Here is a 21,283-nt window from a genome sequence, read left to right as displayed (position 1 = left end):
TCAATCAAATGATCAACGACAATAAAAACACAAGCCTCGCCGAGCAGGTAAAGCAAGCCTATGAAAAGCTATTTATAAAAATTCTTGTTTACAGCGAAGCATACATCTTTGTTCTGGAGGGTAGCGTGGAATCAGCAAACAAGCTGATTGAAATAGCCAAAACCAATGCAACTACCTCAAGCCAAGAACTAGATAAAAATACAATTCAAGCTTCATATCTAAGACTAAACAAGCTCTTGTCTCAACACAATACAAATGCGAATGAGTATTTCAGATCAGTTTTATTCATCGACCTCATATCCAGCACTGAAGCATTTTTCGCAGAGATCATCAAGGCAGTAGTGGCAGTTTATCCACAAAAAATAGGGAAAACGCAGTTTGAACTAAAGGATATAGTTGAAACCACATCACTAAACGACCTTATTCAAAGAGCGGCTGATGAGTACGTATACAAGCTAATGTACGAAAAACCCGAAGACTATTTAGAAAAAATATGCACCACACTATCGATAGATAAAAATCTCATTCAAACCAACTGGAGCACCTACATTGAAGCAAAAGCCAGAAGAGATTTAGGTGTACACAACAACTGGAAGTGCAACAAAACTTACCTACGGAAGCTAGACTCACAAAAAATCAAATACACTTGCAAGGAAGGAGAGACTCTCATGCCAATTGATAGAGAATATTGCTCACAAACAAGCAATAAGATACTCGAAATCTGCAAAACAATGACGTCAGCCGTCATTGAGAAACATGGCAAACAAGATTAGCATAACCCTGCACATTTCGACCCAGCAATCTTGAGAAAATAGATTCAATTCAATCAAGCGAAAAACCTACACTCTCCGGCAAATAGAAGCGACCTTTGGCAAAGTCTTGCTTCATACATTTTCCGTCGCCCACCCTCGCAACACCGTCTTCAACACCTTCCCGTAGTTGTTCTTCGGCAGCGCCGCCACAAACTCGTACCGCTTGGGCCGCTTGAAGCGGGCGATCTGGTCGAGGCAGAAAGCGTCCAGCGTCTTCGCATCCAATGCCGCCCCGGGCTGCGGCACCACGAAGGCCACCACGATTTCGCCCCATTCGGGGTCGGGCGCGCCGACCACGGCGACTTCGGCCACGCCGGGCGCGTGCAGCAGCACCTCTTCCACCTCGCGCGGGTAGATGTTTGATCCGCCGCTGATGATGAGGTCCTTGCTGCGGTCCTTGAGGGTCAAAAAGCCGTCGGCGTCGAGCGCGCCCATGTCGCCGGTCCAGAGCCAGCCATCGCGGATGGCGGCTGCGGTGGCCTCGGGGTTGCGCCAGTAGCCGGCCATGACGCTGTCGCCGCGGATCAGCACTTCGCCCACCTCACCCGCGGGCAGCGCTTGGCCGTCCGGCCCCGCGACGCGGATGCACACGGGCGTCTGCGCCACGCCGACGGAGGCGATGCGCGCTTCGTGCTGCGGGTGCGCGGTGTCGGCCAGGTGGGCGCGGCTGAGGGCGGTGCCGGTCATGGGGCTTTCGCCCTGGCCGTAGATCTGCACGAAGCGCGGGCCCATGGTGCGCAGCGCGCGGCGGATGTCGGCGGCGTACATGGGCGCGCCGCCGTAGACTATGGTCTTGAAGCTCTGGCCGCACTGCTCCGGCGTGAGGCCCTGCGCCTCGGCCTCGTCGACGATGCGTTTGACGATGGTCGGGGCAGCGAACAGCGAGAGCGGGCCGAGCTGGCGGCCGAGCTCGAACAGCTCGGCGGCGTCGAAGCCGCCCGAGGCGGGCACCACGTGCCGCGCGCCGGCCATGAGGTGCGGGAGGGCGTAGAGCCCCGCCCCGTGCGACATGGGCGCGGCGTAGGCGATGGCGTCCTGCGCCGCGACGGGATCGACGTCGTTGAAGTAGCCCAGCCCCATGGTGAGCAGGTTGCGGTGCGTGATCATCACGCCCTTGGGCCTGCCGGTGGTGCCGCTGGTGTAGAACAGCCAGGCGGTGTCGTCGGGGGCGCGCTCTTCTATATATGAGAGGCCTTCGCCGTCGTTGATCCAGGCGTCGCATTCGGCGCTGTCCACGTCCGTCACGCCATCCAGCCCAGTGAGTTCGGCCGGGTCCGGCACGATGTCCGACGTGGCGAAGGCCCAGCGCGCGCCGGCGTTCTCCACGATCCACTGCACTTCCTTGAGGTGCAGTTTGGCGTTCACCGGCACCGCCACCAGCCCGGCCCACCAGGCGCCGAACAGCAGTTCCAGGTATCGCGGGTGGTTGCGCATGAACAGCACGACGCGGTCGCCGGGCTGCAGGCCGGCGGCGCACATGTGAGCGCCTACTCTCTCGGCACGCTCGGCCCACTGGCCATGAGTGGCCACGGGCCGGGTGCCGCTGTAGATGGCCGGGCGGTCCGGGTGTTCGAGGGCCTTGCGCTGCAACAGGTGGGCGAGGTTCATGGAGCCGTCTCCGGTGGGGGGCAGGAAAGGGGATTGTCAGCCGGCGTCAGGCAGCCGGAGGGTGTGCGGCCTTACAGTGGTTCGCATGAGCGACACCCTGCCCCCGTTGATCACCGCGCTGCTGGAGCCTGCGCGCTACACACACCCCGTCGACCGCGTCGAGCTGATGGAAACGCACGGCGCCTGGGTGCTGCTGGCGGGCGAGTTCGCCTACAAGGTCAAGAAGCCGGTGCGCTTCGCGTTCATGGACTTCGGCACCCTGGGCGCGCGGCGCCACGCCTGCGAGACCGAGATCCGGGTGAACCGGCGCTTCCAGCAACACGACCGCCCGGCCACCCACCTGTACCTGGGCGTTCTGCCCATCGTCGGCACGCCGGACAACCCGCGCTGGGGCGCGGCGGGCGACGGGCTGCCGGCCATCGAATACGCGGTGCAGATGCGGCGCTTCGACGAAGCGGCGCGGCTGGACCATGTGTGCCGGCGCGGCGAACTGACGGCGGAGCATGTGGCGGGGCTGGCGCGGCGCATGGCGGCGTTCCAGGCGCGCGCGGCGGTGGCCGGCAAGACCCAGCCCTGGGGCCACGCGACGGCGGCGATGCGCTGGCCGCGCGACAACTTCAACACCCTGCGCGCAATGCTGAAGGCGCCCGCCGACGCTGCGCTGGTGCAGGCGCTGAGCGACTGGACCGAGCAGCGCTTCATCGCCATCGAACCCCTGCTCTCGCGGCGGCGGCAGAAGGAGCGTGTGCGCGAGGGCCACGGCGATCTGCACCTGGCCAACCTCGTGCTGGTGGACGATGAGGTCCTGCCCTTCGACGCCATCGAATTCAACGATGAGCTGCGCTGGATCGACGTGACCAGCGACATGGCCTTCTGCTGGATGGACCTGCTGGACCACGGCCAGCCGGGGCTGGCGAACGTGCTGCTGAGCGAGTGGACCGACGCCAGCGGCGACGTGTCGGCGCACACCGTCTGGGGTTTTTTTGCGAGCTACCGGGCGGGCGTGCGCGCCAAGGTGGCGGCGATCCGCGCGGGGCAGCTGGCCGGCACGCCGGAAGCGGACGAACACCTGGCCGAGGCGCGGCGCTACCTGGCGCTGGCGCAGGACATCGCCCACCCGCCCGCGCCGCAGCTGGTCATCACCCACGGCCTGTCGGGCAGTGGCAAGACCTGGGCTTCGGGCCGCTGGCTGCAGACCGAAGCCACGGGCCGCGCGATCCGCCTGCGCTCGGACGTGGAGCGCAAGCGCCTGCACGGCGTGAGCCCGCTGGCGGCCAGCGGCTCGGGCCTGAACACGGGCCTGTACCGTCCGCAGGCGCATGAGGAAACCTACGCCTCGCTGCGCGCGCGCGCCCGCATGCTGCTGCAGGACGGCTGGTCGGTGGTGGTGGACGCGGCCTTTCTGCGCGAAGCCGAGCGGCGCTCGTTCGCCGAGCTGGCCGAGGCCGAGGGCTGCCCCTTCCACATCCTGGCCTGCGAGGCGCCCGCGGACGAGCTGCGGCGGCGCATCAGCGCGCGCCAGGCCAGTGGCAAGGACGCCTCGGAGGCGACGTTGGCGGTGCTGGAGCAGCAGTTCGGCTGGCTGGAGCCGCTGACCGAGGCCGAGCGGGTGCTGGCGCTGCCGGCCTGAGGCCGGCGGGCGCCGCGCAAGCGCCCGACTTCGCGAACGCTCAGCGCCCGAAGATGCCGCGCAGGATGCTGCCGGCCGCGCCGGGCAGGCCGCCCGAGGGCTTTTCTTCCTGCGGCGCCGGGGCGCTGTCGCGGCCGCTGGCCATGCCCGCCATGTCCATGCCGAGCATCGCCATGGTCTGGCTCTTGGCGCGCACGCGCACCGCCCACTCGGGCTGCCAGTTGTTCGGGGCCTTGGGCGGGCGCACCGGGTGGCTGAAGTGGCTCTCGGGGCCGTAAGCGATCATGCGCAGCATCGCGCCGCCGGCCTCGGCCCGGCCGCCGCCGCCCTGCCCACCCGCGAAGATGCCCTGGGGCACGGCGCACTGCGTGGTCTCGGGCGAGAGCAGCACCTTGTCCTTCACCCACTTGGTGGCCGTGGTTTCGGTGAGGTAGTCGAACAGGCCCAGGCCGGCGTCGCCGTTGTCGGCGCTGGACCAGAGCACCATGTCGTCGCCCGCCATGCCCATGGCGTGCAGGTGGTAGGCGGCGGCGCGCGGCACCGGCTGCCAGGCGAGGCGGATGCTCTGCGACGGGTCGCCCTGCTGCTGCAGCTGGATGGCGGGCATCAGGTCCTGCCGCTCGGCCAGGGTGAACTGCATCGACTCGGGCACGCCCTCGCCACGCACCTGGTGCACGCCCTGCAGCGAGGTGTCGGCCTTCGGGTTCACCGTGTTCTTCTCGTTCGGGTAGAGCGCGTGCTGCGCGCCCACACGGGCCGCACGCTCGGGCGCCATGCGGCCAGCCAGCGCACCGGCCCAGGCGGCGGGGTTGTTGGAGAGGTTGATGACCTTGGGCTGGCCGGCACGCACCGCCTCGCCGCAACCCCAGTAGATGAGGATGCGGCCCTTGATCTCGGGCACCTCGGTCGGGCCGCCCTCGCCCGCCTCCTTGAAGCTGGGGCTGGGTGGCACCAGCGGCAGTGATTCGCCCATGCCCATGGTCAGCGGCACGAACAGCGCGGCCTCGGTGCCGGGCTTGCGCGGGTTGTACAGCGCCACGTCGATCACGCGGCTGGGCGGGAAGGCGCCGGTCAGGCCCGGTTGGCTGCCCTGCTGGATGAAGCGGCCGCTGGCGTGGCCGTAGACGTGTGACCCACCACCACCCTTGCCGCCGCCGAACAGCCCGCCGATGACGCCGCCCACGCCGCCCTGCATGAACTCGGGCATGCCGGTCATGGTGGAGGTGGAGAGGTCGATCCAGAGCTGGGTGGGTGCGGTCTGAGCCTGCGCCACCAGTGGTGTGCACGCCAGCGCGGCGACCGCCGCCAGGGGTTGAAGGGATTGCACAAGCTGCTTCGAAAAACGCTGCACCATGGGGTTCCTCCGTTGCGGGCGACGGCCTGCAAAAACCATGATACGCCGCGCCCCTGGCGCTTCCAAGACGGCGTCTGGCGCCGCGCTCCCCCGGGCAAGGCATGCGGGCACCGTGTCGGCGCTGTCCGACACGGCGGCGCGGGCGCGGCCGACAGGCACCCGCGGCCGGCGGCCGGAACATCCGGTCACCTGCGACCTCCGGACCCCCGCCATGAACATCCCCCACACGGTCATTTCCACCACACCCGCACCGGCCCAGCCGGTAATGCCCGGCGTGCAGCGCTTCGTGCTCTGCGGCGTCGCGCTGGCGCTCGGCATCCTGGGTCTGCACTTCGGCAAGGCGCTGCTGATCCCACTGGCGCTGGCGGCGCTGCTGGCGTTCGCGCTCGACCCGGCGGTGAACTGGCTGCAGCGCCGGCGGCTGCCGCGGTGCCTGGCTGTGGGCATGGTGATGACGCTGGCCATGGCCGGGCTGCTGGGTGCGGCGGCCGTGGCGACGGTGCAGGTGGGCGAACTCGGGCAGGAACTGCCCACCCACCGCCAGAACATCCAGAAGAAGCTGCGCGAGCTGCGCCCGGCGCTGACGCCCTCGGGCACCACGCGGGAGGTGACGCGCCTGATGGACATGGTGGCGCGGGAAGTCGAAACCACCACGCGCGCGTTCGAGCCCCCGGGCACCGCGGCCCCCAAGGTGCAGCAGGTGGCGGTGGAAACCCGCAGCGGCAGCGCCCGCACCATCGACCTGGTGATGACGGTGGGCGTGCAGCTGGCCACGGTGGCCTTCGTGCTGATCCTGGCGGTGATCATGCTGCTGCAGCGCGCCGAGCTGCGCGACCGCCTGCTGCGGCTGCTGGGCGGCGACACGCCGCGCATGGCCGAGGCGCTGACGGAGTCGGGCCGGCGCGTGAGCCGCTACCTCACCGCGCAGCTGATGGTGAACCTGGGCTATGGCGTGCCCATGGCCCTGGGGCTGTGGTGCATCGGGGTGCCGGGTGCCTGGCTGTGGGGCGGGCTGGCGACGTTGCTGCGCTTCGTGCCCTACCTGGGACCGGCGCTGGGTGCGGTGTTCCCGCTGGTGCTGGCGTTCGCGGTCGACCCCGGCTGGTCGATGGTGCTGTGGACGCTGGGCCTGATCGCCACGCTGGAGCTGGTCAGCAACAACGTGGTCGAGCCCTTGGCCTACGGCGGCTCCACCGGCGTCTCGCCGCTGGCGGTGCTGCTCTCGGCCGCGTTCTGGGCGCTGCTGTGGGGGCCGGTGGGGCTGGTGCTGGCCACACCGCTGACGGTGTGCCTGGTGGTGATGGGCCGGCACCTCGCGCCGCTGCGCTTCCTGGACGTGCTGTTCAGCAGCGCACCGCCGCGCCAGGCGGTGTCGGCAGCGTCCTACACGCCGCGCTGACCTTGGCCGACACCAGCGCCTGCGACCGGCGCGCACACTGAATCCATCGCAGCCGTGGCGCTGCGGTAACCAACCAGGAGATCGCCATGCTGCATTACGCCGTTGTGTTCTTCGTGATCGCGCTGATCGCCGCCGTGCTGGGCTTTGGAGGCATTGCCGCCAGCGCCGCCGGCATCGCGAAGATTCTGTTCTTCGTGTTCCTGATCATGGCCGCGGCCACCTTCGTCTTCGGACTTTTCAAGCGCTGACGGGTGTTTACACCGCCCGGTTTCATTCCCTTCCTTTCAACCACAGGAGATTCGCATGAGCACCAAAGTCAAGACCACCATGGACAACGCCCAGGACATGATCGACACCGGCGTGGACACCGCACAGCAGGCCGTGGCCCGCACCGCCGACCGGGCCGATGAGCTGCTGAGCGAGTCGCGCCGCGCCGCGGCCGAGGCGGAAGCCAGCATCCAGGCCGGCCTGCGCCAGGTGCGCGACGCCGTGCCGGTGCACCTGAACCGCGCCGCCCACCGCGCCGAAGACCTGGCCCGTGCGGGCATCGACAAGGCCCGCGCCGCGGGCACGGTCGTGGCCAACAAGGCCCACGAGGTGGGCGAGCGCACCACCGACTACGTGCGCCAGGAGCCGGCCAAGGCCCTGCTGATGGCCGCCGCCGCCGGCGCCGCGGCCACGCTGCTGGTGACCTGGGCCGCCCGCCGCCGCGCCGAGCGCTACTGACACCGGCCAGGGCCCGCACGGTGATACACCCCGCCTTCATGGCCCTGGCGCGGCAGCCCGGCCTGGTGCTGGAGCATGCCGACGCCTACGTGGACCTCGCCTCGGCCGAGCTGGACGAGTGGGGCACGCAGTGGAAGCACCGTGCCGGTCTGAACAGCGCCGCTGCCCTGCTGGCGGTGCTGGCCCTGGGGCTCGCGGGTGTGGCAGGCATCGCGGTGGCCGTCGTGCCGCTGGCGGCCATGCCCATGCCCTGGCTGCTGGTGGCCATTCCCGCGGTGCCGCTGCTGCTGGCGGCCCTGCTGGCCTGGCGGGCGCATCGCCTGGAACATTCACCACCCTTCGCAGCCTTGCGCCAGCAGATGGCGCAGGACCTGGCGACGCTGCGCATCCTGGACGAAGAATGAACCCGCAGCCTCCGTTGCCCGAACGACCGCCGACGGCCGCCCAGCGCAAGGCGCTGGCGCTCGCGCGTCTGGATGCCTCGCGCACGCTGCTGATCCAGCGGCTGTACCCGGCACCATCGGAACGCGGCGCTCACGCTGCCAGCGGTGATGCGGGCGTCGTGGGCCTGGTGGCCTCGCTGATGAATTCACTCATGGCCCGCGCCCGGCGCGACGGCCTGCCCCGGGCCGCCTGGCGCACCGCGCGTGCGCTGGCGCGCCGCTGGTGGACGCGCCAGCCCTGGCACGCGTCGGTGGAGCTGGTGGCGGGCACCCTGGCCGACGAGGTGCGGCCGGTGGTGCGGCGGCACCCCTGGGCCAGCCTGGCGGCGGCTGCCGCCGTGGGCGGCGCATTGATGATGGCCCGGCCCTGGGTGGCGACCACGCTGCGCCGCCAGACCCGCGACCTGCCCCACCGCGTGGGCCGCCTGCTGTGGCAGCAGCTGGCGCAGGCGCCGGTGCAGCTGGCCCTGATCGGTGCGCTCACGGCCTGGCTCAAAGGCAGGGGCCAGCCACCGCCCCCTGCACCTACACCAACACCTGCCCCTCCTCCCACCGACGGCCCCTGAGGCCGCCCGGCGCCCGCGGGCTCACTGGATCAGCCCGTTGGTCATCGCGTAGTAGGTGAGTTCGCTGTTGCTGGAGAGCTTGAGCTTTTCCAGCACGCGGGTGCGGTAGGTGCTCACCGTCTTCACGCTCAGGAACATCGCCTCGGCCATGGCGCCGATGGTCTCGCCCTTGGCCAGCCGCAGGAACACCTGCAGCTCGCGCTCGGACAGCAGCTCGTGCGGCGGCCGGTCCAGACCGCCGGCCACACCTTCGGCCAGCAGCGTGGCCACCGCCTGGCTGATGTACTTGCGCCCCATGGACACGGTGCGGATGGCCAGCACGATCTCGTCCGGCTCGCACTCCTTGTTGAGGTAGCCGCTGGCGCCCAGGCGCAGCAGGTTGGTGGCGTAGTGCGCCTCGGGGAAGCCGCTGAGGATGAGCACGGCCAGGTCGGGGAAGCGGGCCTTGATGGCCTTGAGCGCGTCCACGCCGCTCTGGTCGGGCATGGAGATGTCCAGCAGCAGCACGTCCACCTCGCCCGCGCGGGCCAGCTCCAGGGCTTCGGCGCCGTTGGTGGCTTCCCCCGTGACGCGCAGGTCCACATGGTCGGCCAGGTACTGCCGCAGCCCGGCCCTCACCACCGCGTGGTCGTCGACGATGCCAATCCGGATCATGCGTTCTCCTTGAGTCTGGTTCTCTCGTGCGTGCCGCCCGCAGGCGGCTCAACCAATGTAGCGCGGGGTAGCCGCGCTGTCCGTCAGACAGTTCCTACACCCCTCCGACAGCCGGGCGGGGCGCTGTCCTACAGGGGCACAGGGGCCCGACCGACAGCCCGCGGGCGCTGCGTTTTCTACAGTGACCACACAGCGCGGCGAGTCCTTCGCCCTGGCTGTTCCGGGTCGGTCCACGCACCGGCCCGGCCTTCCGCCAACCCATCCAAGGAGCACGAGATGAAACTTTCCAACCGAGCACAAGTGGTCATTGCCACCACCGCCGTTCTGCTGTCGCTGACCGCCTGCGGACAGAAGGAAGAGGCCACGGTCGGCCAGAAGATCGACGGCGCCATGACCAGCACCGAGCAGGCCGCCTTGCAGGCGCGCCAGGACATGGAGAGCACTGCCGCCGACATCAAGCGCGAAGGTGAGCAGGCCGTCCAGTCCGTGACCACCGCGGCCACGGACATGGCCATCACCACCAAGGTCAAGGCCGCACTGGCCGCCGACGACCAGCTCAGCGCCCTCAAGATCGACGTCGACACCGTGCAGGGCGTGGTGTCGCTGACCGGCCCGGCGCCCAGCGCCGAAGCCGCCGAACGGGCCACCACACTGGCCAAGGCCGTCGAAGGCGTGACCGAGGTCCAGAACAAGCTGGTGGTGGGCTGACAGGGCCGACCCTGAACCGACCACCGATCACCCCCCCAACACAGGAGATCCACATGCTCAAGACCATCGCCCTCGCCTCGGCCCTCGCCCTCGGCGCTGTCACCATCACCGGCTGCGCCGTGGCGCGCGACCAGCAGACCGTGGGGTCCTACATCGACGACACCACCATCACCACCCAGGTCAAGGCCCGCTTCGCCGAAGACCCGATCGTCAGCGCCATGTCCATCAAGGTGGAAACGCTCAAGGGTGTGGTGCAGCTCTCGGGCTTTGCCAAGAACAGCGCCGAACGCGATCAGGCCGCCACCATCGCGGCCAACGTGAAAGGTGTCACACGTGTGACCAACGACATCATCGTGAAATAAAGTGTGTCAGACACGTCCTACAGCGGTGGCCGCGCACAGTGGCTATCGTTGCAGGACCTTCCTGGCCCGAGTTCCATGCCGACCCTCAGCGCATTCATCGTCGAAGACAACCCCACCATCCTCAGCAACCTGGTCGCCACCCTGGAGGAGCTGACCGATGTCCGGATCGTGGGGTCTGCGCCGTCCGAAGAGGCCGCGGTGCGCGGGTTGCACGAACATGCCACCGACCTCGACCTGGTGATCGTCGACATCTTCCTGGCCGCCGGCAGCGGCCTGGGCGTGCTGGAAGCGGCGCAGGGCATGCAGATGCGCGCCCAGCGCGTGGTGCTCTCCAACTTCGCGACCCCGGAGGTGCGGCGGCGCTGCCTGGCGCTGGGGGCGGCCGAGGTGTTCGACAAGTCCCGCGACCTCGACGCCCTGATCGACTATTGCGACAAGCTGGCCGAGGCCTGAGACTGCCGCATGCCTCCGCCGCCCAGCCTCACGCCCGACGCCGAACGCGTCCAGCGGTTCCGCCACCGCTTTGAACTGGCCGCCCGCGGCCGCTACACCATGCCCATCGTGATCGCCCTGGGGGTGGTGGGCATGGTGGTCAACGAGAGCGCCTACCAGCACTCCGGGGCCACGCTGGACAACGACATCGCACTCACCGACGCCCGCGTGAAATCGGCCGAGACGCTGCAGCGGCTCACCGAAGTGGGCCTGTACGCCCGCTCCTACATCCTCACCGCCAGCCCCGAGGAGGCCATCCGCTACCGCGCCGCGGTGGAGGAGCTGCAAGCGGTCAAGGACAGCGCCTTCGCCCTGCTCACCCGGGAAGTTCCGGAGGAGACGGTGTCGGTGGAACCGATCGAGCGCCTGATCGACGAACACATCCGCACCACCGAGTCCTGGATCGCCATGGTGGCGCGCGGCGAGCGCGCCCCGGCGATCGCCGCCGCCGCCAGCAGCGCCAGCCTGGAGCGCCGCAACGCCCTGCGCCAGGCCTTTGCCGAGGTGCTGGAACAGACGGCCGCGGTGCAGCAGAAGTCGCGTGTCAACCTCTACGACGCGCTGATGATCAACCGCATGGCCGTGCACCTGCTGGCGCTGGCCACCATGCTCGGCCTGTTCCTGTTCCAGCGCCAGCTGCACCGGGGCGACCAGCAGATGCTCGAAGAAGGACAGCGCCTGGCGGCCCGGGTGAAGGAACGCACCGCCGAGCTGAGCGAGATGGCCACCCACCTGGTCAACGTGCGCGAAGACGAACGCGCCCACATCGCCCGCGAACTGCACGACGAGATGGGCGGGCTGCTGACGTCGATGAAGCTGGACTTTGCCCGGCTGCGCCGCCAGCCCGACCTGCCCGCGAAGGCGGTCGAGCGCATCCTGGCGATCGAGGCCCGCCTGGGCGAGGGCATCGCCCTCAAGCGCCGCATCATCGAAGACCTGCACCCGTCCGCGCTGTCGCAGCTGGGCCTGGTGCAGGCGCTGGAGATCCTGTGCCGCGAGATGGCCGAGCGGCTGGACAGGCCGGTGCACGCCGAACTGCAGGATGTGGCCCTGGACAAGCCGGCGCAGCTCGCGCTCTACCGCATCGCACAGGAGTCGCTGACCAACATCGGCAAGTACGCCGGTTGCACCGAGGCCCGGGTGCGCCTGCAGGCCGAGGGGCCCACGGTGCGCCTGAGCGTTCACGACAACGGCAAGGGCTTCGACCCGCAGCGCGTGCCGCACGGTCGCCACGGTCTGCTGGGCATGCGCGTGCGGGTGGAGTCGCACGGCGGCACGCTGCGGGTGGACAGTGCGCCGGGCGCCGGCACCACCATCGTCGCGACGCTGCCGTCCCGGCCGGTGCCGGCCTGAGCCGGGCCGCCCCCGCAGCAAATTTCAAAGCCGAAAAGCGGTTTTCAATGGGCGCGCGCCACCGCCGCCGCTACGATCCGGTGCATTCAAGCCCACCCCGGAGACAACCCATGCCCGTGATCACCAACATCGAAGACCTGCGCGTCCTGGCCGAGAAGCGCGTGCCGCGCATGTTCTACGACTACGCCGATTCCGGCTCGTGGACCGAGGGCACCTACCGCGCCAACAGCGAGGACTTCCAGAAGATCAAGCTGCGCCAGCGCGTGGCGGTGAACATGGAAAACCGCACCACCGCCACCAAGATGGTGGGGCAGGACGTGAAGATGCCGGTGTGCATCGCGCCCGTGGGCCTGACCGGCATGCAGAGCGCCGACGGCGAGATCAAGGCGGCCAAGGCGGCCGAGCGCTTCGGCATCCCGTTCACGCTCTCGACCATGAGCATCTGCTCGATCGAGGACATCGCGCAGAACACCACGGCGCCGTTCTGGTTCCAGCTCTACATGATGCGCGACCGCGAGGCCATGGCCCGCATGATCGAGCGCGCCCGCGCGGCCCGCTGCAGCGCGCTGGTGCTGACGCTGGACCTGCAGGTGATCGGCCAGCGCCACAAGGACCTGAAGAACGGCCTGACCGCGCCGCCCAGCCCCACCATCGCCAACATCATCAACCTGATGACCAAGCCGCGCTGGTGCCTGGGCATGGCGGGCACCAAGCGCCACAGCTTCGGCAACCTGGTGGGCCACGTGAAGGCGGTGACCAACATGAAGTCGCTGGCCTCCTGGACCAACGAGCAGTTCGACCCCACGCTGTCGTGGGAAGACGTGGCCTGGGTCAAGGCGCAGTGGGGCGGCAAGCTGATCCTCAAGGGCATCATGGACGTGGAGGACGCGAAACTGGCCGTGGCCAGCGGCGCCGACGCCATCGTGGTGAGCAACCACGGCGGCCGCCAGCTCGACGGCGCGCCCAGCAGCATCGAGGCCCTGCCAGCCATCGTGGCCGCGGTGGGGGAGCAGATCGAGGTCTGGATGGACGGCGGCATCCGCAGCGGGCAGGACGTGCTCAAGGCCTGGGCCCTGGGCGCGCGCGGCACCATGATCGGCCGCGCCATGGTCTACGGCCTGGGCGCGATGGGCGAAGAAGGCGTGTTCAAGGCGCTGCAGATCATCCACAAGGAACTGGACATCACCATGGCCTTCTGCGGCCACACCAACATCCAGAACGTGGACACCGGCATCCTGCTGCCGGGCACCTACCCGACCGCCTGAATCAGCTCAGCGCGTCGAGGATTCGTTTGAGGGCCCACCACAGCGTGGCCATGTCGGACGACGGTCCGACCGCGCGGGCCTCGTGCCAGCGCAGGCCACGGGCCTCGGTCGCGCTGCGCAGCGAGTCGCTGAACCAGCTGTCGGCCCCCAGCCCGACGATCACCGGCTGGTGGTGCACGTGCTGGCAGGCCGTCAGCAGCCGGTCCAGCAGGTGTTCGTTGCGTTCGGCGTCGGCATCCAGCAGGATCACCACCGCTGCGTAGTCGGGCAGAAAGGCGTGGGTCATGCCCATCGCCAGGCCCTTGCGGGCATTGACGATCAGCCGCCGGCCGGCGGCGGCCTGCTGCGGCAGGTCGAGGTAGTCGCTTTCCACGTCCAGCGCATCGCGCGCCGCACCAGCAAAGCGCCGGTGCACCACGGCCCGCTGTTCGTGGGCGGACAGCCAGCGCAGCAGATCGAAGGCATCGGTGCGGGCGGCCGACATCATCATCACCCGCTGGTAGCTGCCGTCGTTCGCAGCGGCCACCTCGACGTGTCCCGGCAGCGGTGAACACAGGCAGCGCCAGACGCTGGCCGGCTCATAGCCCTTGCCCTTCTGGTGGCGCTCCTGCAACGCCATCACGCGGCGCGCGAACTCGCCGGTGGTCTCGGTGGTTTGGGCGATGGAGCCGATCCAGGGCTTGAACAGGCGCGGCTTGCCCACGCTCTCGTGCACCACCCGCAGGCTGCGATGGCGCGGGTCAAGCGCGACCCGTTCCAGCAGTGCCCTGATGCCGTCGGGCGGCCCCTCGATCCACTCGACGAACCAGCCGCAGCGGTGCATCAGCGCGACACGGAGGTTGTGGGCCTGGTTGTTGACCACCGCGTGGTCGCGGATGCGGCGCATCTCGTCGAGCACGGGCCCATCGACCTGGCAAATGCTGGCGTAGATCAGGCGGCCGAGCTCCTGGCGCGACAGTTCGCTGCCGCTGTCCGGCCAGTTGGTGTTGTCGGGGTCCTGCAGTACGGAACTCATGCGAAATTGTCCCCCTGCAACGACCGGACGAGCATGCACAGGCTGTGCAGGATGTCATGCCTGCAGGGGTTTTGAAGCCACGGCGAGGGGCGCCAGCCGGGTTCAGAGACTGGCCGGCTGGGTCTCGGCCAGCCAGGGCGACAGCGCCACCGGAGCCTGCGGCCGCAGCACCCAGGTGCGCCGCAGCACCCGCTCGGGCTCGTCGTGTGCATGCAGGGCCAGTTGTTCGGCCAGGTTGATGATGCGGACTGCGGCGGATTCGTCGGTGCCGGCCGGCACGTCGACCACACCGATGGCCACTTCCGGCTGGAACGGCAGCGAGAGCGGATCGGGACCGACGCTGACCGACATGCGCAGTTCGCGCAGCACCCGCTCGGTCACCAGCTCGGCGCGCGTCGGGTCCTGAACGGCCGAGAGGGCCAGCACGAAGCAGCGCTGGTGGTACAGGCCCACGACGTTGCGGAACCCCACCAGTTGCCGGATGCGCGCCGACAGCGCCACGAGGATGTCCCCTTCCGGGTTCATGACCGGCGACTCGCGGTAGGCGTACAGGTTGGACACCGACACCGCGGCCACGAGGCAGGGGCGGCCCATGCGCTGGCTGCGCCAGAGCGCATCCTCCACCCGTGCCACCAGATGGGCGCCGACGGGGAGGCTGGCCGAGGCCATCGCCGGCACCTGGCCCGCAGCCTGGCGCCGCAGGTGCCGGAAGTGGCGGCTGCGCTGGCGCACCAGCACGACCACGGTGGTGAAGTAACCGACGGTGGCACAGGCGGTGAGCGTCCAGTAGGCGTTGCCCATGTCCATGCCCAGGCCCTTGGCGTACAGCCCGGCGGTCATCTGGGCCAGGCAGAGACAGGCCAGCACCATCCAGCGCGAGAGCTGGTCGCCCAGTGTCACGCTGCGCACGGCGATCAGAACGCCCATCAGCACCGCCAGGCTGTTGACCGCGCCGGTCAGCAGGAGCACGGTGTCGGCCGGCAGGCCGGCGACCACCAGGCCCAGCAGGAGGAAGGTGCCGCCCACCAGAAACGACGCACCCGGTCCCATCACGCGCCGCACCAGCAGGTCTTCGCTGCGCAGGCCCGACCACAGCCCGAGGTAGGTCATCGCCAGCGCGCCGCACAGGGGGCCGATCGTGGCCTTCAGCGGCAGCCAGTTGATCTCGTTCCAGGAGGGCCACAGCGCCTCCGGCAGGCCCGACATCAGGATGCAGGCGCCACCGGTGAGCACCAGGCTCAGCCACGAGCGGGCCGACGACAGGCTGGGGCGGGTGGCCACGTCGAACGTCGCCGCCACGGTCAGGGTCACCAGGACACCCGCCATGGCAGACCAGATCGCCATTTCTAGAACTTGCATGTCTGGCCGTGAGTGAAAAAGGACCTCCGCTTCTGTGGCATCGGATGCCGGCGCCGCAGGCGGTGGACGGCGTTCAGTATGCGGCGCAGTGTACCGCCGCTGGTGTCAGACAGCGCCCCGGCCCCCCGCTCCTCGCGGGCATACTTCCGGCATGAACGATCCGCACACCGTCCCGACCGACACCCCCCGCACCCCCGCCAGCCGCCGCGTCTCGCCGTGGTGGCGCGCACTGGCCATCGTCCTGCTTCTGGCGCTGATGCTGGGCTGGGCCGCCAGTGCCAGCCTCTACGAGCAGCTCAAGGCGCAGATCGGCCACCTGCAGGCCAAGGTGGCCAATGTGCCGCAGATCCGCCACATCGCGGTGCTGCTGGACGACCAGGGGACTGCGGCCATGCTGGTGACCATGGACCCGCAGGCCGGTGTGCTGCAGCTGCAGCGCCTGAACGAGGTCAAGGAAGGCCGCGAAGACAGCATGCAGCTGTGGGCGGTGAAGGACGGCCAGGCGCCGCGCTCGCTGGGCGTGATCGAGAGCAAGTTCAAGACCCTGCAGCTGCCGGCGCAGGAGGCGGCGCTGGCGGGCGTGGCCGAGCTGGCGATCAGCGTCGAAGACAAGGGCGGTGTGCCGGAAGCCCAGGGCCCGCGCCTGCCCTGGCTGTTCAAGGGCGCCCTGGTGCACAAGGCCATATAAGGGCCGCTCCGGGGCGGGCTCGGCAGGGCGCTGCGGCGCTATGCTCGCGGCACCGTGACCGAGTCCGCGCCCCGACCCCGCCGCATCGCCCACCTCGACATGGACGCGTTCTACGCGTCGGTCGAGCTGCTGCGCTACCCGCAGCTCAAGGGCCTGCCCATGGTCATCGGCGGCGGGCGCCGGCGCGAAGCCGAAATGTTCGAACGCCTGCGCCAGGCCTGGCCCGAACGCGAGTGGGGCCCGGCCACGCTGGACCGCATCCCGGTGGACTTCTTCCCGCGCCTGAAGGACTACGTGGGCCGTGGCGTGGCCACAACCGCCACCTACGCGGCGCGCCAGTTCGGCGTCGGCTCGGCCATGGGGCTGATGAAGGCCGCCAAACTGTGTCCGGACGCCATCCTGCTGCCGGTGGACTTCGAGGAGGTCAAGCGCCTCTCGCGCCTGTTCAAGCAGACCATCCTGGAGATCGCGCCCGTGATGCAGGACCGCGGCGTGGACGAGGTCTACATCGACTTCACCGACGTGCCCGGCGGCCAGCGCGAGGGCGGGCGCGTGCTGGCGCGGCTGATCCAGAAGTCCATCTTCCAGGCCACGGGACTGACCTGCTCCATCGGCGTGGCGCCCAACAAGCTGCTGGCCAAGATGGCCAGCGAGTTCAACAAGCCCAACGGCATCAGCATCGTGCGGCCCGAGGACCTGGAAGCCATGATCTGGCCCCTGCCCTGCCGCAAGATCAACGGCGTCGGTCCGAAGGCCGACGCGAAGCTGCAGAGCCACGGCATCCACACCATCGGCGAGCTGGCGGCGCGCGAGAAGCCCTGGCTGGTCGAGACCTTCGGCAAGAGCTACGGCGCCTGGCTGCACGATTCCGCCTGGGGTCGCGACGACCGGCCGGTGGAGACCGAGAGCGAGCCGGTCAGCATGAGCCGCGAGACCACGTTCGACCGCGACCTGCACGCGGTGCGCGACCGGGCCGAAGCCGGCGCCGTGCTCACGCGGCTGTGCGAGCAGGTGGCCGCGGACCTGCAGCGCAAGGGCTACACCGGCCGCACCATCGGCATCAAGATCACCTTCGACAACTTCGAGAAGGTCACGCGCGACACCACCATAGCCGTGGCCACCGCCGATGCGGCCGTCATCCGCCGGCACGCGGGCCTGTGCCTCAAGCGGGTGGACCTGTCCCGGCGCTTCCGCCTGCTGGGCGTGCGCGTGGGCAAGCTGGTCAAACCCGGGACAGAAGGTGCCGAGGCGGCGCACTACAGTGGCGCGACCCCTCCCCCCCGACACCCGAAAGCCGACCATGAGCGCACCGACCTGCTTTTCCCTGAACTGGATTGACGGGCACATTGCCCATCTGGTGCTCAGCCGCCCCGAGGCGATGAACACCATGCACCCGACCTTCTGGCGCGAGCTGGACGAGATCGTCACGCAGCTGCACCGAGAGGGCACGGCGCGCGCGCTGGTCATCAGCTCCACCGGCAAACATTTCAGTGCCGGCATGGCACTGGAGACCTTCGCCGGTGCCATCCAGATGGACGACCAGAGCCCGGAAGGCCGCGCCGCCATCTTCGACCTGCTGACCGACATGCAGGCCACGTTCACGAAGATCGAGGCGCTGCGCTGCCCGGTGATCTTCGCCATTCAGGGCGGCTGCATCGGCGGCGCGGTGGACATGGTCACCACCGGCTGCATCCGCTACGCCACGCAGGATGCCTTCTTCTGTATCCAGGAAATCAACATCGGCATGGTGGCCGACGTGGGCACGCTGCAGCGGCTGCCCAAGCTCGTACCCTTCGCCGTGGTCAAGGAGCTGGCCTACACCGGCCGCCGCCTGGGCGCCGCCAAGGCGGAGCAATACGGCCTGGTCAACGCCGTGTTCGACACGCCCGAGGCGATGCTGGCCGCCGCGCTGCAGTGCGCGAAAGAAATTGCCAGCAAGCCGCCCATCGCCATCTGGGGCACCAAGCAGGCCGTGACCTACGCGCGCGACCACAGCGTGGAGGACAGCCTGCGCCAGATGGGCTGGCTGCAGGGCGCGATCTGGAGCAACGCACACGTGCGCGAGTCCATCGCCGCGATGAAGGACAAGCGCGCCGGGCAGTTCACGCCGCTGTCGGCGCTGCAATCCTTCAAGGAACTGGGCTGAGCGCGCGGCGGGCGCCGCTCAGGGCTTGCAGCTGGCGTTGCCGCGCACCACGGTGCCGTCGCGGCACTCGGTGATGATGTCCGCGTCGTCCGTGCGCGAGGCCACGGTGGCGGCCGGCCGGGCCGGACGCCCCGCCGCCGGTGGCGTGCTGGCCCGCACGTAGACCAGCTTGCGCGCGCCGCGGGCGCAGGTGCCGACCACCTTGCCCGCCACCTCGGCGTCCGCGTCCACCACGATCACCGCAAAGCCGGTGGCACCGGTGCTGGCGATCTGGAACTCGATGTGCTCGCGCAGCGGTTCGCAGATGTCGGCGGCAAAAGCACCGCTGCTCACCAGGCCCAGGGCCAGCGCGGCCCAGCGTGTGGATCTCATCGCACGCCCCCTCAGGACGCCAGCAAGCCATCGAGCCGCCGCAAACCGGCCACGGTCTGCAGGCAGGCGTCGGCCGCCTCGGTGCCCTTGACCGCAAAGTGGCGCAGGAAGTACTTGCGATGCTCGGCGTGTTCGCGGAAGTGGTGCGGCGTGTGTACGGCCAGGATGGTCGGCACACCGGTGTCCAGCTGCACGTTCATCATGGCCTGGACCACGGTCTGCATCAGCGCGTCGAACCGGTAGATGCCGTCGTCCACCACCAGCGCGCTGCCGACCACGGCGGCGTAGCGGCCCGAACGGGCCAGGCGCTGGGCGTGCAGCGGAATCTCGAACGCACCGGGCACATCGAACAGGTCGATGCGCTCCGGGCCGATGCCGGCTTCGGCCATGCGGGCGAGGAAGGCGTCGCGCGCCTGCTGGACGATGTCGGCGTGCCAGACGGCTTCGACGAAGGCAAACCGCAGATCGGCAGGCAGACCGGTGGGAAGGGTGGCGGGGGTGGAGGTGCTCATGGGTGCCGGTATTGTCCGGGATGTCAGGCCCCGGTGATCCAGCCTTCGAGCGGGTCGAACGGTGGCAGACCGTAACAGGGGTGACCCGAGGTGTGCTGCTGCAGCGCCCAGGCCGCCTGCAGCAGGCACAGCACTGCGTCGAGGGTGTCGCCGCTGGCGTCGTCGGCCAGGGCGTCGCGCTGGGCGTGGCTGAGCTTGAGGCGCAGGCCGGCGCCGCGCAGCAGCGGCGCGTCGCCCAGCTCCAGCGCGTGGATCAGGGTCTTGCGCGCGATCAGTCGCTCGGGCGTCTGCTTCGCCCGGTCATCGCTCTTGTACGAGGTGCTGCCGAGCACACTGCGCGCCAGCAGGCCGGGGTAGGCCTCCAGCGCCACGCGCCGCGGGTCACCCTCGTGCAGGCCGGGCAGGCTCGCACCGGCGGCGATCAGGCGCGGCACGCCCGCGTGCAGCATGAAGGCCACCGGCGGGTTGACCCACTTCATGCTCGGGCTCGACCCGGCCGGGCCGTCGGTGGCGCGGTGGGCGAACTTGCCACCGGCGGGGCGCGCATCGCAGAAGGCCGCGAAGGTATCGCGGATCTGTTCGCGCGTGAGCGCCGCATAGTGCGCCATGCAGTCGCACCAGGCGGTGGGCCAGCCCAGGGTTTCGACCAGCTCGCGCGGCAGGCCGAACGGCAGGTCGAAACCGCCGACCCAGCCGCCGCCGGGCGACTCGGCCAGCCGGGCCTGCCAGGCGTCCAGGGTCTCGAAGGTCTCGATGCGCTCCAGCAGCACGCGCCCGCGGTCGCTGCGGCCCACGGCCAGTGTGACCGGCTTGCGCTTCGAGGGCGCGCTGGTGAAGTCGCAGCCCAGCAGGGTGACGGGGTGCCTGTCCATCGCCGTCACCCGAGTCCCAGCGCCGCCACGCCCGCCGCGATGCAGCAGGCCCCCAGGATGCGCAGACCGCGTTCGCCCTCACCCAGCAGCTGGCCGCCGATCAGCGCCGCGAACAGCATCGACACCTCGCGCGCAGGCGCCACGTGCGAGAGCGGCGCCTGCTGCATGGCGTAGAGCACCAGCACGTAGGCGATGGGGCTGACCGCAGCGACGGCCAGGGCGTAGCGCCACTGGCGCTGCCACAGCACCCAGGCGGTGGCGCGGTCGCGCAGCACGGCCGGCGTCAGCAGGGCCACGCGCACGAAGTTGCCCATGTAGTCGACCAGGATGGGCGACATCAGCAGCCAGCGCACCGCATAGCCGTCGACCAGGGTGTAGGAGGCGATGAAGGCGCCGGTCAGCACGCCGTAGAACATGCCCTTGCGCACCCGCTTGCGCGCCACCGGGTCGTGCGCCGCGCGCCACAGGCCCGGACCACCGGCGATCAGGAACACGCCGAGCACCACGCCCACAATGCCCGCCGCGCCCAGCGCCGAGATGCGCTCGCCCAGGAAGACGATGGCCACCAGCGACGACAGCAGCGGGCCGCTGCCGCGCGCCAGCGGGTAGACCACGGTCAGGTCGGCCTTGCGGTAGCCGCGCAGCAGGATCACGTAATAGAAGACGTGCAACACGCCGCTGGCCACCACCAGCGCCCACTCGGTGCGACCCCAGGTGGGCACCACGTCGCGCCCCAGCCACCAGCCCAGCGGGGCCCAGAGCAGCATCATGATGAAGGCGGTGAAGAACGCGAAGCGCGCGTCACCCGCCGCCTTCTTGGCGACGATGTTCCAGCCCGCGTGGATCAGGCCGGCAAGCACGATGAGCGCGAAGGCGGTGGGGGTCACTCGAAACCAAAAGAAAGACCGCAGGCCCGTCAGCGGGGCACTGCGGCCTCAGAGGGAAGG

24 protein-coding genes are annotated in these 21,283 nt (G+C 69.1%); 15 read left to right on the top strand and 9 right to left on the bottom strand.

Features of this window, described 5'->3' with window-relative positions; genetic code table 11:
- Nucleotides 1-8: 8 nt before the first annotated feature.
- Nucleotides 9-773 carry a hypothetical protein gene (locus tag HPS01S_RS21750; protein ID WP_157576129.1) on the top strand — a complete coding sequence of 255 codons (765 nt, stop codon included), beginning with the start codon at nt 9-11 and terminating at the stop codon, nt 771-773.
- A 111-nt stretch (nt 774-884) separates the two neighbouring features.
- On the opposite strand, the gene HPS01S_RS07105 is transcribed toward HPS01S_RS21750, so the two are convergent.
- On the bottom strand, nt 885-2,420 hold the full coding sequence (locus HPS01S_RS07105; protein ID WP_066153106.1) for an AMP-binding protein: 1,536 nt from the start codon (nt 2,418-2,420) through the stop codon (nt 885-887).
- 85 nt (nt 2,421-2,505) lie between these two features.
- On the opposite strand from HPS01S_RS07105, the gene HPS01S_RS22355 reads away from it, so the two are divergent.
- The gene (locus tag HPS01S_RS22355; RefSeq protein WP_066153105.1) at nt 2,506-4,050 is read left to right on the top strand and encodes a bifunctional aminoglycoside phosphotransferase/ATP-binding protein; all 1,545 of its coding nucleotides are present in this window, start codon (nt 2,506-2,508) and stop codon (nt 4,048-4,050) included.
- 40 nt (nt 4,051-4,090) lie between these two features.
- On the opposite strand, the gene HPS01S_RS07095 is transcribed toward HPS01S_RS22355, so the two are convergent.
- On the bottom strand, nt 4,091-5,377 hold the full coding sequence (locus tag HPS01S_RS07095) for a hypothetical protein (protein ID WP_066153431.1): 1,287 nt from the start codon (nt 5,375-5,377) through the stop codon (nt 4,091-4,093).
- 238 nt (nt 5,378-5,615) lie between these two features.
- Between HPS01S_RS07095 and HPS01S_RS07090 the strand changes: the two genes are divergently transcribed.
- The 5 genes from HPS01S_RS07090 (at nt 5,616) to HPS01S_RS07075 (ending at nt 8,538) form a co-directional block, all read left to right on the top strand.
- Nucleotides 5,616-6,803: an AI-2E family transporter gene (locus HPS01S_RS07090; RefSeq protein ID WP_066153102.1), complete on the top strand. Its 1,188-nt coding sequence runs from the start codon at nt 5,616-5,618 to the stop codon at nt 6,801-6,803.
- Nucleotides 6,804-6,889: 86 nt separating this feature from the next.
- Nucleotides 6,890-7,051, top strand: a complete 162-nt coding sequence (locus HPS01S_RS21485) for a DUF1328 domain-containing protein (RefSeq protein ID WP_084397135.1) — start codon at nt 6,890-6,892, stop codon at nt 7,049-7,051.
- Nucleotides 7,052-7,106: 55 nt separating this feature from the next.
- Nucleotides 7,107-7,529, top strand: coding sequence for a hypothetical protein (locus HPS01S_RS07085; RefSeq protein ID WP_066153099.1), 423 nt, complete (start codon nt 7,107-7,109; stop codon nt 7,527-7,529).
- 38 nt (nt 7,530-7,567) lie between these two features.
- Entirely contained in the window at nt 7,568-7,933 is a 366-nt protein-coding gene (locus HPS01S_RS07080; RefSeq protein ID WP_066153096.1) for a phage holin family protein, read from the top strand.
- A complete protein-coding gene (locus tag HPS01S_RS07075; protein WP_066153093.1) occupies nt 7,930-8,538 on the top strand; it encodes a hypothetical protein in 609 nt (202 codons plus the stop codon). Before HPS01S_RS07080 ends, HPS01S_RS07075 begins: the two co-directional genes overlap by 4 nt.
- 21 nt (nt 8,539-8,559) lie before the next feature.
- On the opposite strand, the gene HPS01S_RS07070 is transcribed toward HPS01S_RS07075, so the two are convergent.
- Nucleotides 8,560-9,192, bottom strand: coding sequence for a response regulator (locus HPS01S_RS07070; RefSeq protein WP_066153090.1), 633 nt, complete (start codon nt 9,190-9,192; stop codon nt 8,560-8,562).
- 276 nt (nt 9,193-9,468) lie between these two features.
- Between HPS01S_RS07070 and HPS01S_RS07065 the strand changes: the two genes are divergently transcribed.
- The 5 genes from HPS01S_RS07065 (at nt 9,469) to HPS01S_RS07045 (ending at nt 13,372) form a co-directional block, all read left to right on the top strand.
- A complete protein-coding gene (locus HPS01S_RS07065) occupies nt 9,469-9,900 on the top strand; it encodes a BON domain-containing protein (protein ID WP_066153088.1) in 432 nt (143 codons plus the stop codon).
- A gap of 53 nt (nt 9,901-9,953) precedes the next feature.
- The gene (locus HPS01S_RS07060) at nt 9,954-10,262 is read left to right on the top strand and encodes a BON domain-containing protein (RefSeq protein ID WP_066153086.1); all 309 of its coding nucleotides are present in this window, start codon (nt 9,954-9,956) and stop codon (nt 10,260-10,262) included.
- Between the two features lie 75 nt (nt 10,263-10,337).
- Entirely contained in the window at nt 10,338-10,715 is a 378-nt protein-coding gene (locus HPS01S_RS07055; protein WP_066153083.1) for a response regulator transcription factor, read from the top strand.
- A gap of 9 nt (nt 10,716-10,724) precedes the next feature.
- A complete protein-coding gene (locus tag HPS01S_RS07050) occupies nt 10,725-12,107 on the top strand; it encodes a sensor histidine kinase (protein WP_066153080.1) in 1,383 nt (460 codons plus the stop codon).
- A 110-nt stretch (nt 12,108-12,217) separates the two neighbouring features.
- Nucleotides 12,218-13,372, top strand: coding sequence for an alpha-hydroxy acid oxidase (locus HPS01S_RS07045; RefSeq protein WP_066153078.1), 1,155 nt, complete (start codon nt 12,218-12,220; stop codon nt 13,370-13,372).
- A 1-nt stretch (nt 13,373) separates the two neighbouring features.
- On the opposite strand, the gene HPS01S_RS07040 is transcribed toward HPS01S_RS07045, so the two are convergent.
- Nucleotides 13,374-14,387: a BLUF domain-containing protein gene (locus HPS01S_RS07040; RefSeq protein WP_066153075.1), complete on the bottom strand. Its 1,014-nt coding sequence runs from the start codon at nt 14,385-14,387 to the stop codon at nt 13,374-13,376.
- A gap of 102 nt (nt 14,388-14,489) precedes the next feature.
- Entirely contained in the window at nt 14,490-15,746 is a 1,257-nt protein-coding gene (locus HPS01S_RS07035) for a hypothetical protein (protein WP_143434345.1), read from the bottom strand.
- A gap of 151 nt (nt 15,747-15,897) precedes the next feature.
- Between HPS01S_RS07035 and HPS01S_RS07030 the strand changes: the two genes are divergently transcribed.
- The 3 genes from HPS01S_RS07030 to HPS01S_RS07020 all read left to right on the top strand — a co-directional run bounded on the left by HPS01S_RS07030 (nt 15,898) and on the right by HPS01S_RS07020 (nt 18,580).
- Nucleotides 15,898-16,434, top strand: coding sequence for an anti-sigma factor domain-containing protein (locus HPS01S_RS07030; RefSeq protein WP_066153069.1), 537 nt, complete (start codon nt 15,898-15,900; stop codon nt 16,432-16,434).
- 99 nt (nt 16,435-16,533) lie between these two features.
- On the top strand, nt 16,534-17,772 hold the full coding sequence (locus HPS01S_RS07025; protein WP_066153426.1) for a Y-family DNA polymerase: 1,239 nt from the start codon (nt 16,534-16,536) through the stop codon (nt 17,770-17,772).
- The gene (locus tag HPS01S_RS07020) at nt 17,735-18,580 is read left to right on the top strand and encodes an enoyl-CoA hydratase-related protein (protein ID WP_066153066.1); all 846 of its coding nucleotides are present in this window, start codon (nt 17,735-17,737) and stop codon (nt 18,578-18,580) included. The genes HPS01S_RS07025 and HPS01S_RS07020 overlap by 38 nt, the downstream gene beginning before the upstream one ends.
- A gap of 18 nt (nt 18,581-18,598) precedes the next feature.
- Here HPS01S_RS07020 and HPS01S_RS07015 read toward each other — a convergent pair whose 3' ends face one another.
- From HPS01S_RS07015 to HPS01S_RS07000, 4 genes are read right to left on the bottom strand one after another with little or no spacing between them, the layout of a single operon-like run.
- On the bottom strand, nt 18,599-18,952 hold the full coding sequence (locus HPS01S_RS07015; RefSeq protein ID WP_066153064.1) for a DUF1161 domain-containing protein: 354 nt from the start codon (nt 18,950-18,952) through the stop codon (nt 18,599-18,601).
- An 11-nt stretch (nt 18,953-18,963) separates the two neighbouring features.
- Nucleotides 18,964-19,464, bottom strand: a complete 501-nt coding sequence (locus tag HPS01S_RS07010) for a 6,7-dimethyl-8-ribityllumazine synthase (RefSeq protein ID WP_066153062.1) — start codon at nt 19,462-19,464, stop codon at nt 18,964-18,966.
- A 23-nt stretch (nt 19,465-19,487) separates the two neighbouring features.
- Complete coding sequence (locus tag HPS01S_RS07005; protein WP_066153060.1) at nt 19,488-20,336, bottom strand: DUF429 domain-containing protein; 849 nt, start codon at nt 20,334-20,336, stop codon at nt 19,488-19,490.
- Nucleotides 20,337-20,341: 5 nt separating this feature from the next.
- Nucleotides 20,342-21,223, bottom strand: coding sequence for an EamA family transporter (locus tag HPS01S_RS07000; protein WP_066153057.1), 882 nt, complete (start codon nt 21,221-21,223; stop codon nt 20,342-20,344).
- Nucleotides 21,224-21,283 lie beyond the last annotated feature (60 nt).

It is taken from the genome of Hydrogenophaga pseudoflava NBRC 102511, from assembly GCF_001592285.1.
Lineage (GTDB): Bacteria > Pseudomonadota > Gammaproteobacteria > Burkholderiales > Burkholderiaceae_C > Hydrogenophaga > Hydrogenophaga pseudoflava.
The sequence above is the reverse complement of the archived record's forward strand: the minus strand, read 5'-3'. Positions and strand labels throughout refer to the sequence as shown.